Source organism: Geobacillus sp. BK01, from assembly GCF_052220245.1.
GTDB lineage: Bacteria > Bacillota > Bacilli > Bacillales > Anoxybacillaceae > Geobacillus.
This window is the reverse complement of sequence record NZ_JBQPTH010000003.1, coordinates 240341-256657: the sequence shown is the minus strand read 5'-3', so window position 1 is coordinate 256657 and position 16317 is coordinate 240341. Positions and strand designations below refer to the sequence as shown.

The window sequence follows — 16317 nt, the reverse complement described above, 5'->3', positions numbered from 1 at the left end:
AAGATGATGGACACGTTCGTTTATTTGTTGTTTATGATCGCGGTCGGGGCGCTAATCGGTGGAGTGACGAACTTTATCGCGATCGTCATGTTGTTTCGCCCGTATGAGCCGATATACATATTTGGAAAACAGCTGCCGTTCACCCCTGGCTTGATCCCAAAACGGAGGCGGGAACTCGCGGAACAGCTCGGGAAAACAGTCGTTGAGCATTTAGTGACACCGGAAGGGCTGCGTCGGAAGCTAACGGATCATGACTTTGCTGTAGGAATGGCTGACTGGGGACGTGAATGGTTGAAACGATGGCTTTCGCGCCAAGAAACACCAGCACAGCTGCTCGAGCGCCTCGGCGTCCATTCGCCTGATGAACGGCTTAGCGAGTTGGCGGCTAAGGAGATCGAGCAGGTGTATGAACGATGGGGCGAAACGTGGCGTCTGCGGCCCATTCGCGATCTATTGCCGCCGGAACTGAAGCAAACGATGGAGGCGCGCGTTGAAGCCTTGGCCGGCTACCTGGCCGATCGGGTGCTCGATTATTTCAGCAGTGAAGAAGGAAAACAACAGCTGGCCGGCATGATCCACCGCTTTTTCCAGGAGAGAGGGATGGTCGGGGGCATGTTGCAAATGTTGCTCGGCAATGTCAATTTCGTCGATAAAGTGCAATCGGAGCTCAGCAAATTTTTGCGCCATGCCGGTACGAGAGCGATGCTCGCCCGCCTTCTTTGGGCGGAATGGAACAAATGGATCAGCTATCCGCTGGCCGCTGTTGAAGAGATGATCGGTCGCCGGCGCATTCGTGAGGCGGTGAGTGCCGCCGCCCGCAGTCTTGTGCGAAACAACGGCTGGCTGCACCGCCCCATCGCCGTGCTGATCGCTCCGTATGAACAAAAACTGTTCGACCGTCTCGTTCCGCAAGCGGTGGGCGCAGCGGTTCGCGTGCTTGGGGACAAAATGGAGGGGATCGTGGCGCAGCTCGGATTGGCGGACATTGTCCGCGATCAAGTTGAATCGTTTTCGCTAAGGCGATTAGAGGCGATCATTTTGTCGATCGCCCGCCGTGAGTTGAAAATGATCACGTATTTGGGCGCTTTTCTTGGCGGGATGATCGGCGCTGTTCAAGGCGTCATCGGCTTATGGCTGTAGCCGGAGGCATATCGCCGCCCGCCGGCGCATACGTTAGAACGTGAACGATATTAATGTAGGAGGCTCCTGTTTATGTCTGAATCTCTTCACGCACTCGCCAGACAACTTGAGCAGGCGATCCGGGCAAGCCAGCCGTTCCAACAACTGAAACAGGCATATGAAGATGTCCGCCGCGATGAAACCGCCTATCGGGTGTTTGCCAGCTTCCGCGACATTCAACTCCGGCTTCACGAAAAACAAATGAGCGGGGCTGCCATTTTGCCGGATGAAATCGAGCAGGCGCAAAAGGCGATGGCACTTGCCCAACAAAACACCAAACTAGCCCGTCTGATGGCGCTTGAACAACAAATGAGCATGACGATCGCCGAAGTCCAACAAATCGCCATGAAACCGCTCGAAGAGTTGCACCGCTCGCTGATGGGGGAAAAATAAGGGGAGAACACCCGGTCGGGTGTTCTTTTTTTGTCCGTTCCGTCATAGTCATGAAAATGAAAAGAAATGCAAAGCTGCCAACGAACAAAAGAGCGGCGTGATGATCCGCTGATGGAAAAAGCGGGATGGACAAAAGGGGGAGACAGCCGTGTATAAGCTCTTAGCACTTAACATTGACGGAACGATTTTGAAAAATAACGGCCGCCTGCCGCGTGAAACGAAGGAGGCCGTCAACTATGTAAAGCGAAAAGGGGTTTACGTCACATTAATGACCAGTCGCAATTTGCTTTCCGCCCGCAAAGTGGCGAAAGCGCTCCGACTCGATGGGATGCTCATCACCTTTCAAGGGGCGATGGTCGGCAAAACGCTGGATGACAAGCTGTTCCAAATGTTGATTCCCGAGGAACGGACGTTTAATATCGTACAAATTTTGGAGAACTTTAATTGCAATATTCGGCTCATGCACGAACGGTATTCGCTCGGCAACCGGAAAAAGGTGAAAAAAAACCTCGTCGTGCAAACGGTGCTCTCGTCAAGCGATCCCTTTTTCTATCCGACCCAATTTGTGGATTCGCTCGGCGATGTGTTGATCGATGAACCGATTGCGGTGCCAAAAATTGATGTCTTTTTTGCTGGGGATGCGGAACGGGATGAAGCGGCCGCTGTCTTGGCGAAGGCGGTTCCGTCTATCGATATGATTATGCAGCCGGGCGGAAAAATGGAAATTGTCCCGCAAGGCGTATCGAAGCTCGCCGGGCTGCGCCGGCTCGCTCAACATATCGGCGTATCGCTGAGAGAAACAGTAGTGATCGGTGACGGCGTTGATGATTTACCAGCGATTGAAGCGGCCGGGCTTGGTGTTGCCATGGGCAATGCGCCGCTTGAAGTAAAGCGGGTAGCCGACTGGGTGACCCGTACGAACGAACAACTCGGCGTCGCCTACATGGTGAAAGAACATTTCCGCAAACAACAACGAATCGAGTTTTTGCAAAAACTCAAAACGCAACAGTAAACGGTGGGGAAGAGGGGGTTCGCAGAGACCCCCTTTTTCATTTTCCCCACCAGCCGGAAACGGTATATAACGCCGGTTAAACGAAAATGGTCTTTCGGACAGCCCCCTTATTATATGGCTCGGCTTGAAGCGGCGTCCTTCCATCAAGGCGGCGAGGAAGGTGCATTCTTCCGCTTGACGGGGGAAACAGCAGTTCTGTACACTGAAAGAAGTTTGACAGAAAAGGTGATGAACGTGCGGATTGAAATTCAAGGACTGCCAAATCCGGAGCGGTTTCAACGTCCGCTTGAAGTGATGACCGAGCTGTTTTTCGAAGCGCCGGAGCTGTCGTTTGCGCCGCTTCCTGAGGCTGATGTGGCCCTCTCGTTTGCCATCAGCGGAAACGGGCGCATTGCTGTTTTCGGAACGCTTGTTGACAAGGCGTCCGGGCGCACCGAGGAAGCCGGGCATGAGCGAAGGGTGCCGGCGGACGCGGATGGGAAAGCGCAGGAAAAGCAGCTCAAAAACGCAGTCTTCCATGTGTATTTAACGTTGCTTGAGAACTATACCGACCTGGTCCAGCCGTGGGGGATTTTAACAGGCGTTCGCCCGGTGAAGCTGCTCCATCAGCTGTTGCGCTCGGGGCTCTCGAAAGAAGAGGCGCATCGGAAGCTGGCCGAGGAGTACTTGGTGACTAAGGAGAAAATCGAACTGATGCAGGCGATCGTCGACCGCCAGCTCACGGTCGTGCCCGATTTATACGATTTGGCTCATGAAGTGAGCGTTTATATCGGCATTCCGTTTTGCCCGACAAAGTGCGCGTATTGTACGTTTCCGGCGTACGCCATTAACGGCCGCCAAGGGTCGGTCGACGCCTTTTTGGCCGGGCTCCATTATGAAATGGAAGCGGTCGGCCGCTTTTTGCGCGAACGCGGCATTCGCATTACGACGATCTACTATGGCGGCGGAACGCCGACGAGCATTACGGCTGACGAGATGGACCGTTTATACGCTCATATGTACGACGTCTTTCCGGATGTTGACCGCGTCCGTGAAATCACGGTCGAGGCCGGCCGGCCGGATACGATTACGTCGGAAAAGCTTGAGGTGCTGAAAAAATGGAAAATCGATCGAATCAGCATTAACCCGCAGTCGTACATCCAAGAAACGTTAAAGGCGATCGGCCGCCATCATACGGTTGAAGAGACGGTCAACAAGTTTCGGTTGGCGCGGCAAATGGGCATGAACAACATCAACATGGATTTAATCATCGGTCTGCCGGGTGAAGGGCTGCCGGAGTTTACGTATACACTCGAACAGACGGAACGGCTCATGCCGGAGTCACTTACCGTCCATACGCTGTCGTTCAAGCGGGCGTCCGAGATGACGAAAAACAAAGAGAGGTACAAAGTCGCCGGCCGTGAAGAAATACAGGCGATGATGAAGGCGGCTCAAGGGTGGACAAACGAGCGCGGGTATGTCCCGTATTACTTGTATCGGCAAAAAAATATTCTCGGCAACCTCGAAAACGTCGGTTACGCCTTGCCGGGGCACGAGAGCATTTACAATATCATGATCATGGAAGAACAGCAGTCGATCATCGGGCTCGGCTGTGGGGCGTCAAGCAAATTCGTCGATCCAAAAACACGGAAAATCACCCGCCAGGCGAATCCGAAAGAGCCGAAAGTGTACAACGAGCATTTCGCCGAATATACGGAAGAAAAAATTAATCTGTTAAAGGAAATATTTAGGTAAACAACAACACCCCGGGAACTAACCCGGGGTGTTTTAGCGGTGAAATAAAATGAGCTTGCCGCCGGCGTTGACACAGCGATGCGTTTTGTCCCAACAGCCGCGCTCGCGCAGCTTTTGTTCACCGATTTTTTTCGCTTCTTCATCATTCGCGGCTTCAAATGTCTCATCAAGCAATTTTTCCCCGTCGCGTTCAAAGGCGGTCAACGTATACGTTGGCATGTTGTCATCCCCTTTCAATGAATCCCTGTTCATTTTTTTATTGGCGATTGGAGGGGCGGATTCCTGCTTACAGGTGAAACTTTTTTTTCAATAATACGTTTTATAATATGTGTGGAAAATTTATTTTTCATTGGGGGAATATGGATGAGCATAGAGATCATCGGGGTGACGAAACGGTTTGGTCAAGCGACTGCTGTCGATGGCCTGACGTTGACTGTTCCGGAAGGGGAAATGTTTGGTCTGCTCGGCGCAAACGGGGCGGGAAAGACGACGACTTTTCGCATGATTTTAGGTCTTTTGCTTCCAACGGAAGGAGTGATCCGTTGGTGCGGGGAGCCGATTGATTACTCCAAAAGTCATTTGATTGGCTATTTGCCGGAAGAGCGCGGATTGTATCCGAAGCTGAAAGTGAAAGAGCAGCTTCTGTATTTAGGGCGTTTGCGTGGAATGAAAAAGACAGATCTCCTCTCAGAAATCGACCGATGGCTAGAACGCTTCCATATTCGTGATTATGCCAATAGGCGGGTCGAAGAGTTGTCAAAAGGCAACCAACAAAAAGTCCAGTTTATCGCTGCCGTGCTTCACCGACCAAAGCTAGTCATCTTGGATGAGCCGTTTAGTGGCCTTGATCCGGTGAACGTCGAACTGTTGAAAGAGGCGGTGCTGGATTTAAAACAGGGCGGTGCGACGATCATTTTCTCGAGCCATCGCATGGAACATGTAGAAGAGCTGTGTGAACATGTTTGCATTTTGCACCGGGGACAGGCCGTGGTGTCTGGGATGCTCCGTGAGTTGAAACGTTCGTTCGGAAAACAAATCCTCGTCATTCAAGGGGAGGGGCCGTTGGAAGAATTGGCGCAATTTCCTGGCGTTTTGCAGTGGAAACGGACGGTGGAAGGAGTGCGGCTGCAGATCGCCAATGAGGAAATAGCGCAAGCGATCCTCAGCCATATCACAGGGAAGGTGAAGGTGCGTCTATTTGCCTTGGAGGAACCATCTTTGAATGATATTTTTATTGAAAAAGTGGGGGCGGCATATGAATAAATTTTTTCTTGTCATGGGCCATACATATGGAACAAAGTTGAAGGCAAAATCATTTCTGGTGACCACTGCCATCACGTGCCTGTTGATTATCGGTTTAGCCAATATTCAATCGATCATTAAGTTTTTCACTAGCGATGAAAAGGCTCAAGTGGCCGTCATTGACCGCACGGGATCGTTGTATGGCCCGTTAACAAAACAGATAAACGGCGGCGAAGTTGCCTTGACCAAAATTACGGACATGGAAAAGGAGGCAAAAGAAGCGGTTAAAGAAGGAGAATGGGACGGTCTGCTTATTTTGTCTGCGGATGAGGGAGGGTTGCCGAGAGCGGTCTATTATGCCAAGACCATTGTCGACAATCAGACGCCGGAAGAGCTTGCACAAGCGTTAAGCCAGCTGAAAACAGCGCTTTCCGCTGCTAAGCTCGGCTTAACGAATGAACAAATGGCGGAGCTTTACAAACCGGTTTCGTTCCAAAAGGTGGCGCTTGAAGAAGACGCCAAGACGGAAGAGGAGTTGAATCAAGCGCGCGTGCTCGTTTACGTCCTTCTTTTCGCGATGTATATGTTTGTCTTGATGTATGGAGGCATGATCGCCACCGAAGTTGCGACGGAAAAATCGTCGCGGGTGATGGAAATTTTAGTGTCAAGCATTCCCCCGATCCAACAGCTGTTTGGCAAAATCATCGGTGTTGCCCTTGTCAGCTTGACGCAGTTTTTCATCTTTTTTGTCGTTGCTTTTGCCGCATTAAAAATGAGCGGGCAAGAAGTGTGGCGCTTGCTCGGGTTGGACCATCTCCCAACATCGATATTTGTGTATGCGCTCCTGTTTTTCTTGCTCGGGTATCTTTTGTATGCGGTGTTGTTTGCCGTGCTCGGCTCGCTTGTCAGCCGGGTTGAAGATGTCCAGCCGCTCATTACGCCGGTGATCATGATTGTGGCGATCGCGTTCATGATCGCGATGTTTGGATTGAACGCCCCCGATTCGCCGTTTGTGATTGGCGCCTCATTTGTTCCGTTTTTTGCGCCGTTGCTCATGTTTTTGCGCATCGGCCTTGTGTCCGTGCCTGCTTGGGAAGTGGCGCTCTGCTTTGCGCTGTTGGTGGGGACGATCGCCTTCTTGATTTATGTTGGCGCCAAAGTGTATCGGGGCGGGGTGTTGATGTATGGACGGGTGAACATGTTCAAGGATATGAAACAGGCGATTCAGCTGACGAAAAAGTAAACAGATGCGTTGTATGTGCTTTCCTTGCCGTTTCGGCAAGGCTTTCTTTTTGCCCACGAGCCGTTATGATATACTAGAGAGTACGTACAGGGAAACGGAGGAGAACGAAGTGGCCAAAGGCATTATTCATTACGAAGTCGGGGAACAAGTCGATCTGTTTTTGCTTATTAAATCGGCGACAAAAGGCATTGCCAGCAACGGCAAGCCGTTTTTAACATTAATTTTGCAAGATAAAAGCGGGGACATTGAAGCGAAATTGTGGGACGTCTCTCCGGACGATGAGGGGCGGTATGTGCCGGAATGCATTGTCAAAGTGGCGGGAGACATTCACAATTACCGCGGCAAATTGCAGCTGCGCATCCGTTCGATCCGCCCGGCTCACCCCGGCGATGCGGTGCGCGTTCATGACTTTTTGGAGACGGCGCCGCTTGACCGGGAAGACATGCGGGCGAAGGTGACCGAATACATATTCGCAATGGAAAATCCGAACATCCAGCGCATTACCCGTTACTTGTTAAAAAAATATGAAAAACCGTTTTTTGAATACCCGGCGGCGACGAAAAACCATCACGAATTTATTTCCGGACTGGCGTATCATGTTGTGTCGATGCTTGAACTTGCCAAGGCGCTCGTCCGATTGTATCCGTCGCTCAACAAAGATTTGCTGTATGCCGGCATTATTTTGCATGACCTTGGCAAAGTGATCGAGCTGTCTGGCCCGGTGTCGGCGTCATATACGCTCGAAGGCAATTTGCTCGGCCATATTTCCATCATGGTGAGCGAAATTAGCAAAGCGGCCGAACAGCTTGGCATTCAAGGGGAGGAAGTCATCATTTTGCAACATCTCGTGTTGTCACACCATGGAAAGGCCGAGTGGGGGAGTCCGAAGCCGCCGCTCGTGAAAGAAGCCGAAGTGCTTCATTATATTGACAATTTGGATGCGAAAATGAACATGATCGATCGGGCGCTCGAAAAAGTGAAGCCGGGCGAATTTACGGAGCGCATCTTTGCCCTTGACAACCGTTCGTTTTACAAACCAGCGTTTCTAGCTGTTTCAACACCGAAGAAAGAGGGTAATGAAAAATAGCCGTCGGCAAAGGAGGGATAGAGCGTGATCGAACCGATCATTGAAATCGTCCCAACATCCCAGCACGAACAGGCGAAAGAAAAGTTGAGCGAGCTGCGCAAACAGTGGAAGAAAGCAAAGGAGAAAACGAAAAGGCGAAATGAAGCATAAGCGTTGTCCCAAAGAAAGAGGCGGTGTTCCCGCCTCTTTCTTTATGCATACGGCTGCCTGCTTGCGCGTATAGTGTAGTAAGACAAGCACATGAAAAAGGGGGATGAGGATGCTCAGTTTGCCGTGGTGGATCTACCTAGTCGTGGCCGGCATTATTTTCAGTGGTTATATGACCGTGAAAACGGCGGCGCGCGAGCGGGAAATAGATGAGGCGTTTATTGAAAAAGAGGGGGAAGTTTATATGGAGCGCATTCGCCAAGAACGCGAACGGCGCAAGCAAGCAAAGTCCTTGTAATATTCAAGGGCTTCTTTTTTTTAGTAAATATCATTTGAAAACGCTTTTTTCGAAAAATTCCCTTTCTTTTTTAAGAATTCATGTTAGGATAATAATATCAACGGACTACGAGTGGACAAAGTGAGGGATGAGGAATGAAACGCGCGTACAATTTCAATGCCGGCCCGTCGGCGCTGCCGCTGCCGGTGCTCGAGCGGGCGCAACAGGAGCTGCTCAACTTTCAAAACACCGGGATGTCGGTCATGGAATTAAGCCACCGGAGCAAAGAATACGACGCCGTCCATAATGCGGCGAAAGAGCGGCTCAAGCGGCTCCTAAACGTACCGGATGGCTATGACGTTTTGTTTTTGCAAGGCGGGGCGAGCTTGCAGTTTGCGATGGTGCCGATGAATTTCCTCGCTGAAGGGAAAATCGGCTGCTATGTGCTGACAGGGGCGTGGTCGGAGAAAGCGCTGAAAGAAGCGCAAAAAATTGGTTTGACGACGGTTGTCGCCTCGAGCAAAGAGACGAACTACACGTATATTCCGTCGCTCGACGACGTGAAATGGCCGAAAGATGCTGCCTACGTCCACATTACATCCAATAACACGATTTTCGGTACGCAATGGCACGAGTTTCCGGACGTGCCGGCTGATCTTGTCGCTGACATGTCGAGCGACATTTTGAGCCGGCCGTTTGATGTTAACAAGTTTGCCCTCATTTATGCCGGGGCACAAAAAAATCTCGGTCCGTCGGGAGTTACGGTCGTCATCATCCGCAACGATTTGCTTGAGCGCATCCCGGATGGGCTGCCGACAATGCTTGATTATCGGACGCATCAAAAAAGCAATTCGTTGTACAACACGCCGCCGACGTTTGCGATTTATATGTTGTCGCTTGTGCTCGAATGGGTTGAGGAACAAGGCGGTGTGGCTGCTGTAGAAGAGCGTAATCGTCAAAAAGCGGCGGTGCTGTACGGGGCGATTGACGAAAGTGACGGCTTTTACAAACCGCACGCCGAAAAAGGAAGCCGCTCGTTTATGAACGTCACCTTTACGCTTCCGAATGACGAGCTGACGAAAACGTTCCTTGCGGAAGCGAAGGAGCGCGGTTTTGTTGGGCTTGGCGGCCACCGGTCGGTTGGCGGATGCCGGGCATCGATTTACAATGCAGTGCCGCTTGAAGCATGCGAGGCGCTTGCGTCGTTTATGAACGACTTCCGCCTTCGTTTTGCCTGAAAATTTCTTCTTCACTTTTGTGCTGCAAAGTGATATAATGATAGAAAAATTCTCAAGCGAGAGAATAGACGAGGAGAGATGAGGAGAGATGAGCATGAATGTGAGGACATTAGTATCAATGGCGCTGTTAGTCGGAATCGGAGCCGTGCTGCATGCGGTCATTCCTGGACTGTTTGCCGGCATGAAGCCGGATATGATGCTGGCCATGATGTTTTTGGCGATTTTGCTGTTTCCGAGCGTTAAAGCGGCCGGCCTTGTCGGTGTCGCCACCGGCTTGATTTCCGCTATGACGACGACGTTCCCGGGCGGGCAGCTGCCAAATGTGATCGATAAAATTATCACCGCCTTTGTTGTGTTTGCCCTCGTAACCTTGCTGAAAAAATACAGCCAAACGGTTGTCGGGGCCGCGGTGTTGACGGCTGTCGGCACCGTCATCTCTGGCGCGGTGTTTTTGACGGCGGCGCTCTTGCTCGTCGGGTTGCCGGGCGGAACGGCGTTTCCGGCGCTGTTTGTCACCGTTGTGCTGCCGGCCGCGGCGTTGAACACAGTGGCGATGGTCATTGTCTATCCGATCGTGGCGTCGATTTTCCGGCGGATGAACGTCACAGCGCACGTGTAAACAGCAAAAAACCCGATCATGGTTGGTCGGGTTTTTTGCTATCAAAGGGGGCGGGCGGAAAAAAATGCCCATCCATAGCTTGGTTATTACCTTTCATTATGTGAAAATTCAAATAAGTTCTAGACGTAGCGAAGAAGCCAGGCGGCGAGCAGACAGATGGACGCTATTCCAATATAGCGCACAGCCCGCTCTTTCAGCAGTGCTTTCGGCGGGTATGCCCGCGCTTTCCATAAAGCAAAAAAGGTGTTTATAAAAAGACAGAAAAATAAGAATCCGGCAGTGACAAGCAACCATTGTATATACATCATTATGTTCTCCTCCTGTATGCGGCAAGCGCTTTATGGTTACTACTATGAATATGCAAAAAAAATTATAAAAATAAATGTTTTTGTCTTTATTCCTTTTTGTTTTATTGATATAATAGGGAGTAAAAAATACGGTGAGGGAAGAGTGGGTGGAACGATGAAAGCGACAGAACAGCACTATTCCATCAAAGAGGCCATGTTATTCAGCCAACGGATCGCCCAGCTGAGCAAAGCGTTATGGAAATCGATTGAAAAGGATTGGCAGCAATGGATTAAGCCGTTTGACTTGAACATTAACGAGCACCATATTTTATGGATCGCCTACCATTTTAAAGGCGCCTCGATTTCGGAAATTGCCAAATTTGGTGTGATGCACGTTTCAACGGCATTTAATTTTTCGAAAAAACTGGAAGAAAAAGGATTACTTTCGTTTTCCAAAAAGCAAGATGACAAGCGTAATACGTATATCGAGCTGACAGAAAAGGGCGAAGAAGTGCTGATGAAGCTCATGGAAACGTACGATCCGGCGAAAAATGCGGTGTTTAATGGGGCGCTGCCGTTGCGCGACTTGTACGGTAAGTTTCCTGAAATTTTAGAAATGATGTGCATTGTCCGCAACATTTACGGGGATGATTTTATGGAGATTTTCGAGCGGGCGTTCGAAAACATTAAAGAAGATTTTGTCGAGCAGGACGGTAAGCTCGTCAAGCGGGCGCCAAAAGCGGAAGAGCACGAGAAAGAGCTGGCCGGCCAGGCTAACTGACGGTTCGGATGAGTGCTTTTAGTTCAGTCATAAGCGGCACAAACATTTGTTGGGCCAACATGGCATCAACTGTTTGTTCAAGCGGAAGGTTCGGATGAAGCATCCCGGCGAATTGCACGAGCAAGGGAGTAAAAATCGTCAATCCTTCCGCTTTTTGCTGCTCATATTGTTCGGCGAGCTCGTGACAAAACGACAGGAACGCATCGACTTCTTCTTTCGTTAAATCGGCGCGGATGACGAGGGAATAAAACGGTTTTTTCGTTTCATCCACCATTTCCATCAGCAACGACTGGTGAAATTCGAGCTTAGCGACTCGTTTTTCCAACGTTTCCATACACCGTGCTCCTTTGGCTGACATAAAATGTGACCGCTTTTACGTATATTTTACCGAATTTGTGCACATTCACCAATAGAAAAAAATTAGTGCGCCATGCGTGAAAGAGAAAAAAGATTGATTTCCGGTCGTGGACGATGTAAAGTTAAAGCCATGGGAGGCGTTTGGTTAAGACGAGGAGGAGGGGAACAGCTTTGACGCTTTATTTTATCCCTCTAGCGGTTGCGGTCTTGTTTTTGGCGAACCAGCTCACCCACTCGCTCTGTGCACAGCGCGATATCCCGGAGGAGCAACAGCCGGCCGTTTTTCGCACCATCAATGTACTTATTACGATTTTATTGATTTCTTCCTATTTTGAAGTGTTGCTTACATAAAAACGCCTGCTCCGCCCACAGGCGAAGAGGGGACAATGAACGAAGAGGGTGCTCCCGGCGCGGGAACACCCTCTTTCGCTTAATAGATGACGCAAGCACAGCCGACAATGATGAGCAAAATAAACAGCACGACAATTAACGCAAAGCCTCCGGCATAAGGTGCGCTCATTGTAACACCCCCTTTCGGCAAGGAGAAGCCCGCCGCGGTGCTTCATCTCCATCATATGTGCGGCAAGCGGGCAATGGATGGGCGGATGGCTGAAACGGAAATAGGTTTTTTTTTTGCGGCAAATGTGGTATAGTTATTGTCGTGGTTTAGGGGGGAGGCGTTTTGTTTCGCAATGCCTCCGCAGGTGCGTAACGCATCGCCCGGTGTTGAACAAGTTCAACCGACTGATGCCGGAACATCAATAGCCGGCAGCTTGAAAAGGAAAATGAAAAAAGATGTAGGGGTTGTGAAACGGATGAAAAAATGGATGATGGCTGCCGCCGTTGTTTCGCTTTTGGCTTTGTCGGCCTGCAATAACGGCGATTCAGAAGCGATTGTCGAAACGGAAAACGGTGCTATTACGAAAGATGAATTTTATAATGAAATGAAAGAGCGCGTCGGCAAGACAGTGCTTCGTGATTTAATCGATCAAAAAGTGTTGAGTGAAAAGTACAAGGTGACAGACGAGGAGATCGACCGTGAAATCGAACGGATTAAGGAGGCGTACGGCACGCAGTACGACTTGATTGTACAGCAAAACGGAGAAAACGTGATCCGCGAGATGATCAAGCTCGACTTGCTGCGGACGAAGGCAGCGATTGAAGATATTAAAGTGAAGGATGAAGAGCTGAAAGAGTATTACGAAAACTACAAGCCAAAAGTTCGCGCCAGCCATATTTTAGTGAAAGATGAAAAAACCGCGAAAGAAGTGAAGGCGAAGCTGGACAAAGGTGAAGACTTCGCCAAGTTGGCAAAAGAGTATTCGCAAGATCCGGGCTCGGCTTCTAACGGCGGTGATTTAGGCTGGTTCGGCCCGGGCAAAATGGTTAAAGAGTTTGAGGATGCGGCCTACCAACTGAAAGTCGGCGAAGTGAGCGATCCGATTAAAACCGATTACGGTTACCATATCATTAAAGTGACGGATAAGGAAAAGAAAAAGTCATTTAACGAAATGAAAGACGAAATTACATTTGAAGTAAAACGGAGCAAACTTGACCCGACAACAATGCAATCGAAAGTGGATGAACTTGTGAAAGACGCCGGCGTTGAGATCAAGGACAAAGACTTGCAAGATGTGCTTGGACAACAGTAAAAAAGCGGAAGCAGGGTTTTGCCTGCTTCTGTTTTTAGTTGAGTTGGTGGCGGATTGTGGCGGCGATTGTCTGCAAGTCGGCGGGTGTATAGTCGCTGGCATGTGATTTCCAGACGGCGCCAAATCCGTCGCCTTTGCCGTAGCGCGGAATGAGATGAAGATGGTAATGGAACACCGTTTGCCCAGCTGATTCGCCATTGTTGTTCAGCAAATTGAGCCCGGCCGGGGAGAACGCTTTATTCAATGCGTTGGCGATCGCGGGCACGACGCTAAACAATCGGCTGGCTACATCAGGCGTGAGGGTAAAAACGTTTTCTGTATGTATTTTCGGGATCACAAGTGTATGGCCTTTCGTAACTTGGCTGATGTCCAAAAACGCGAGCACATGCTCGTCCTCGTACACTTTCGCCGCCGGCAGTTCACCATTAATAATTTTGCAAAAAATACAATCGCTCACGAAAACGGTCACCCTTTCCTTTTGTTTTCTTCATTTTACCATAAAAAAACCGGGATGTAATCCCGTAAAACGGCTACATCCCGGCCGGTGAAAAGGGGAGAGGATCATGCAAAATCAAATGTGCGTTTGATGAACACCCCATTTGCGACAAAGTCGTTTAGACGTGAGCGCTTCCTTTGTTCAACGTGACCATCCCCTTTTGGACAGGTTCGTTGCTTCCCAGCAACAGATAGATGGCCTTTGTTCATGAAGGGTTACAACGTCTTGCAGCTCACAACGGTGTCTTTGACGAACACCCCATTTCGGATGGATCGTTCATCAGCCTTTGCTTGGTGATTCCCCATCCCCTCTTCGCTATTTATCATGCCTCGGATCACAGTGTTTATGCAAAGTAGCGAAAAGAACTTTTTTGGTAAAAATAGCTGTTTTTTGGTACAATGGGGACGACAGCGATTAGAGAACGGAAAGGAAGCAGACGATGACGCTTTTGCAAGTGGAGCACTTATACGGGGGATATACAGCGCAAAACGTGCTTGAGGATGTGACATTTACGGTCGATCGTGGTGAAATGGTTGCATTGATCGGCTTAAATGGAGCTGGCAAAAGCACGACGATCAAACATATTATCGGTCTGATGGAGCCGCGCCGCGGTACCGTTTCGATCAACGGCCATACGCTTGCGACGGAACCGGAAACGTACCGGCGGCAGTTTGCCTTTATTCCGGAAACGCCGGTGTTGTATGAAGAATTGACGCTTGAGGAACATTTGCGTCTGGCGGCGATGGCGTACGGGCTTGACGAGGCGGAGTATGAACGGCGTCTTCCGCCGCTGCTTCGCGAGTTTCGGTTAGAGCGGCGGCTTTCCTCGTTTCCGGCCCACTTTTCTAAAGGGATGAAACAAAAAGTGATGATTGTTTGCGCTTTTTTGCTCGAACCGCCGCTTTACATTATCGACGAGCCGTTTCTCGGCCTTGACCCGCTCGCGATTCATGCGTTGCTTGAGCGGATGAATGAACAAAAAGCGAAAGGGGCAGGCATTTTGTTGTCGACACACATTTTAGCGACGGCGGAGCGGTTTTGCGATTCATTCGTCATTTTGCATCAAGGCCGGGTTAAAGCGAAAGGGACGCTTGAGGACATTCGCCGTCAGTTCGGACTGAAAGCGGCGACACTTGATGAAGTATATATTGAATTGGCAAAGGACGATGCGCCATGATCGATGCTCATAAGCTTTGGCAACAACGTCTCCAAGCCGAAGGAAAAAAAAGGATCCGCTATTTGCGCTATATGTTGAACGATCATTTGCTCGTCGGTTTGGTCATCGTCCTCGGCGGTATAGCGGTCATGTACGAGCGCTGGGTCGAGACGCTCCCGGACTCGTTCCCGTATCCTGCCATTGCGGCGGCCGTGTTCGGCTGGGCAGTCTCATCCGGGACGGTGCGCACGTTATTTCGCGAGGCGGATGCGGTGTTTCTGTTGGCGGCTGAATGGCAGCTATCTCCGTATATTCGCCGGGCGTTTCTTTTCTCTTCGGTGTGGCACGTATACGGCCTCTGCCTGGTGCTATTGCTGGCCGGACCGCTTCATGCCAGATTTTCCCCGGTTCCGTGGCCGCTTTTTTTGCTTGGTCTTGCGGGCTTAAAGCTTTGGAATTTATGGGTCGCTTGGAAAGGAAGCTTTGTCGCCGAGTTGTCTTTTCATCGTCAAAGTGCACTCGCCCGCTTCGGGTTGGCGGCGTTAGCCGTTTATTTTTGGTTGGCGGGGGCTCCATGGCCGTTTTCGGCAGTGATTGTTGCGCTGATGGGCGCCCTTTCGATTTATTTGTTACGTTTGACGAAAGGGAAAGGGTGGAAATGGGAATGGCTCATTGCTGAGGAGCAGCGCGCAGCAAGGGCGTTTTACCGGCTGGCTAATTTGTTTACTGATGTTCCACAATGGCGGGAGGAAGCGAAGCGGCGGCGTTGGCTTGACCCGCTGCTTCGCCTTATCCCGTATGGGAAGCGGAACGTCTTTTTTCACTTGTACGTGCGTACGTTTCTCCGCGCCGGTGGGTATGCCGGGCTATACATCCGCCTGACGGTGCTCGGGAGCGTGTTGCTCGCTGTGGTCGATCACGAATACGCCCGGGCGGCGATCGTGTTTTTCTTTCTTTATTTGACTGTTGTTCAGTTGGCAGCGCTGCCTTCCCGCCACCGCTATTCGCTGTGGACGCAGCTGTATCCGCTGCCGCCGACAGAGCCGGCTGCGGCTGCCAACCGGTTGTTCTCCATCTTGCTCATCGGGCAAAATACGGTGTTTCATCTCGTATTGTTCGTTGTTTCCCCGCACCCCCTTTGGCTCGCCACGTGGGTGGGTGGAATCGTTTGGGGCGTTTGGACGGCCGGACGGTATGTCCGCCCGCGGCACGGCTTAAAAGCCGAGCGTTAACGCTTTTCTGCGTTAATGCCGGCGTTTTTTGTTTCCGGCGAGAATGCTCCCACTTCCTCGTCTTGATCTGCACGCATGCTTATGTCCATGTTTCTTTCTTCCACCCATCCTGCATTGCACCTCACACTGCTGCCCGCACTTTGTTCTCACACCTCTGTTCCCGTTTCATATGCTGTAGTACACCG

At 50.6% G+C, this 16317-nt stretch carries 21 protein-coding genes; 16 read left to right on the top strand and 5 right to left on the bottom strand.

Going from position 1 to position 16317, the window contains the following annotated elements; genetic code table 11:
* Positions 1–6 precede the first annotated feature (6 nt).
* The 4 genes from ACTVDO_RS05410 (at position 7) to ACTVDO_RS05395 (ending at position 4318) form a co-directional block, all read left to right on the top strand.
* The gene (locus ACTVDO_RS05410) at positions 7–1140 is read left to right on the top strand and encodes a DUF445 domain-containing protein (RefSeq protein WP_020958783.1); all 1134 of its coding nucleotides are present in this window, start codon (positions 7–9) and stop codon (positions 1138–1140) included.
* Positions 1141–1212: 72 nt separating this feature from the next.
* Complete coding sequence (locus ACTVDO_RS05405; protein WP_442901176.1) at positions 1213–1572, top strand: YlbF family regulator; 360 nt, start codon at positions 1213–1215, stop codon at positions 1570–1572.
* Between the two features lie 148 nt (positions 1573–1720).
* The gene (locus tag ACTVDO_RS05400) at positions 1721–2584 is read left to right on the top strand and encodes a Cof-type HAD-IIB family hydrolase (protein WP_020958786.1); all 864 of its coding nucleotides are present in this window, start codon (positions 1721–1723) and stop codon (positions 2582–2584) included.
* A gap of 228 nt (positions 2585–2812) precedes the next feature.
* The gene (locus ACTVDO_RS05395; protein WP_442901175.1) at positions 2813–4318 is read left to right on the top strand and encodes a coproporphyrinogen III oxidase; all 1506 of its coding nucleotides are present in this window, start codon (positions 2813–2815) and stop codon (positions 4316–4318) included.
* A gap of 33 nt (positions 4319–4351) precedes the next feature.
* On the opposite strand, the gene ACTVDO_RS05390 is transcribed toward ACTVDO_RS05395, so the two are convergent.
* Complete coding sequence (locus ACTVDO_RS05390) at positions 4352–4537, bottom strand: YhzD family protein (protein ID WP_020958788.1); 186 nt, start codon at positions 4535–4537, stop codon at positions 4352–4354.
* A 144-nt stretch (positions 4538–4681) separates the two neighbouring features.
* Here ACTVDO_RS05390 and ACTVDO_RS05385 point away from each other — a divergent pair, with 144 nt between their 5' ends.
* From ACTVDO_RS05385 to ACTVDO_RS05355, 7 genes are all read left to right on the top strand, one after another.
* The gene (locus ACTVDO_RS05385) at positions 4682–5581 is read left to right on the top strand and encodes an ABC transporter ATP-binding protein (RefSeq protein ID WP_442901174.1); all 900 of its coding nucleotides are present in this window, start codon (positions 4682–4684) and stop codon (positions 5579–5581) included.
* Positions 5574–6803 (top strand): ABC transporter permease, encoded by a 1230-nt coding sequence (locus ACTVDO_RS05380; protein ID WP_442901173.1) that lies wholly within the window; start codon positions 5574–5576, stop codon positions 6801–6803. The genes ACTVDO_RS05385 and ACTVDO_RS05380 overlap by 8 nt, the downstream gene beginning before the upstream one ends.
* A gap of 109 nt (positions 6804–6912) precedes the next feature.
* A complete protein-coding gene (gene yhaM, locus ACTVDO_RS05375; RefSeq protein WP_442901172.1) occupies positions 6913–7890 on the top strand; it encodes a 3'-5' exoribonuclease YhaM in 978 nt (325 codons plus the stop codon).
* 24 nt (positions 7891–7914) lie between these two features.
* Complete coding sequence (locus tag ACTVDO_RS05370; protein ID WP_020958792.1) at positions 7915–8040, top strand: hypothetical protein; 126 nt, start codon at positions 7915–7917, stop codon at positions 8038–8040.
* A gap of 109 nt (positions 8041–8149) precedes the next feature.
* Entirely contained in the window at positions 8150–8335 is a 186-nt protein-coding gene (locus ACTVDO_RS05365) for a sporulation YhaL family protein (RefSeq protein WP_020958793.1), read from the top strand.
* A 134-nt stretch (positions 8336–8469) separates the two neighbouring features.
* Complete coding sequence (serC, locus tag ACTVDO_RS05360) at positions 8470–9552, top strand: 3-phosphoserine/phosphohydroxythreonine transaminase (RefSeq protein WP_442901171.1); 1083 nt, start codon at positions 8470–8472, stop codon at positions 9550–9552.
* A 94-nt stretch (positions 9553–9646) separates the two neighbouring features.
* Positions 9647–10171 carry a tryptophan transporter gene (locus ACTVDO_RS05355; protein ID WP_023817479.1) on the top strand — a complete coding sequence of 175 codons (525 nt, stop codon included), beginning with the start codon at positions 9647–9649 and terminating at the stop codon, positions 10169–10171.
* A 119-nt stretch (positions 10172–10290) separates the two neighbouring features.
* Here the strand turns inward: ACTVDO_RS05355 and ACTVDO_RS05350 are convergent, their stop codons facing one another.
* Positions 10291–10479: a hypothetical protein gene (locus tag ACTVDO_RS05350; protein WP_023817481.1), complete on the bottom strand. Its 189-nt coding sequence runs from the start codon at positions 10477–10479 to the stop codon at positions 10291–10293.
* A 154-nt stretch (positions 10480–10633) separates the two neighbouring features.
* Here ACTVDO_RS05350 and ACTVDO_RS05345 point away from each other — a divergent pair, with 154 nt between their 5' ends.
* Positions 10634–11239, top strand: coding sequence for an HTH-type transcriptional regulator Hpr (locus tag ACTVDO_RS05345; RefSeq protein ID WP_020958797.1), 606 nt, complete (start codon positions 10634–10636; stop codon positions 11237–11239).
* Here ACTVDO_RS05345 and ACTVDO_RS05340 read toward each other — a convergent pair.
* Positions 11232–11573: a YhaI family protein gene (locus ACTVDO_RS05340; RefSeq protein ID WP_442901170.1), complete on the bottom strand. Its 342-nt coding sequence runs from the start codon at positions 11571–11573 to the stop codon at positions 11232–11234. The two genes, ACTVDO_RS05345 and ACTVDO_RS05340, sit on opposite strands and share 8 nt — an antisense overlap.
* A gap of 194 nt (positions 11574–11767) precedes the next feature.
* Between ACTVDO_RS05340 and ACTVDO_RS05335 the strand changes: the two genes are divergently transcribed.
* On the top strand, positions 11768–11947 hold the full coding sequence (locus tag ACTVDO_RS05335; protein ID WP_020958799.1) for a hypothetical protein: 180 nt from the start codon (positions 11768–11770) through the stop codon (positions 11945–11947).
* A 79-nt stretch (positions 11948–12026) separates the two neighbouring features.
* Here the strand turns inward: ACTVDO_RS05335 and ACTVDO_RS05330 are convergent, their stop codons facing one another.
* Positions 12027–12116 carry a YjcZ family sporulation protein gene (locus ACTVDO_RS05330; RefSeq protein WP_020958800.1) on the bottom strand — a complete coding sequence of 30 codons (90 nt, stop codon included), beginning with the start codon at positions 12114–12116 and terminating at the stop codon, positions 12027–12029.
* Between the two features lie 295 nt (positions 12117–12411).
* On the opposite strand from ACTVDO_RS05330, the gene ACTVDO_RS05325 reads away from it, so the two are divergent.
* On the top strand, positions 12412–13248 hold the full coding sequence (locus tag ACTVDO_RS05325) for a peptidylprolyl isomerase (protein ID WP_041267842.1): 837 nt from the start codon (positions 12412–12414) through the stop codon (positions 13246–13248).
* 34 nt (positions 13249–13282) lie between these two features.
* On the opposite strand, the gene ACTVDO_RS05320 is transcribed toward ACTVDO_RS05325, so the two are convergent.
* Complete coding sequence (locus tag ACTVDO_RS05320; RefSeq protein WP_020958802.1) at positions 13283–13705, bottom strand: HIT family protein; 423 nt, start codon at positions 13703–13705, stop codon at positions 13283–13285.
* A 478-nt stretch (positions 13706–14183) separates the two neighbouring features.
* On the opposite strand from ACTVDO_RS05320, the gene ACTVDO_RS05315 reads away from it, so the two are divergent.
* Both ACTVDO_RS05315 and ACTVDO_RS05310 read left to right on the top strand, forming a co-directional pair.
* Positions 14184–14921, top strand: a complete 738-nt coding sequence (locus tag ACTVDO_RS05315) for an ABC transporter ATP-binding protein (RefSeq protein WP_020958803.1) — start codon at positions 14184–14186, stop codon at positions 14919–14921.
* Positions 14918–16132 (top strand): ABC transporter permease, encoded by a 1215-nt coding sequence (locus ACTVDO_RS05310; RefSeq protein WP_020958804.1) that lies wholly within the window; start codon positions 14918–14920, stop codon positions 16130–16132. The genes ACTVDO_RS05315 and ACTVDO_RS05310 overlap by 4 nt, the downstream gene beginning before the upstream one ends.
* Positions 16133–16317 lie beyond the last annotated feature (185 nt).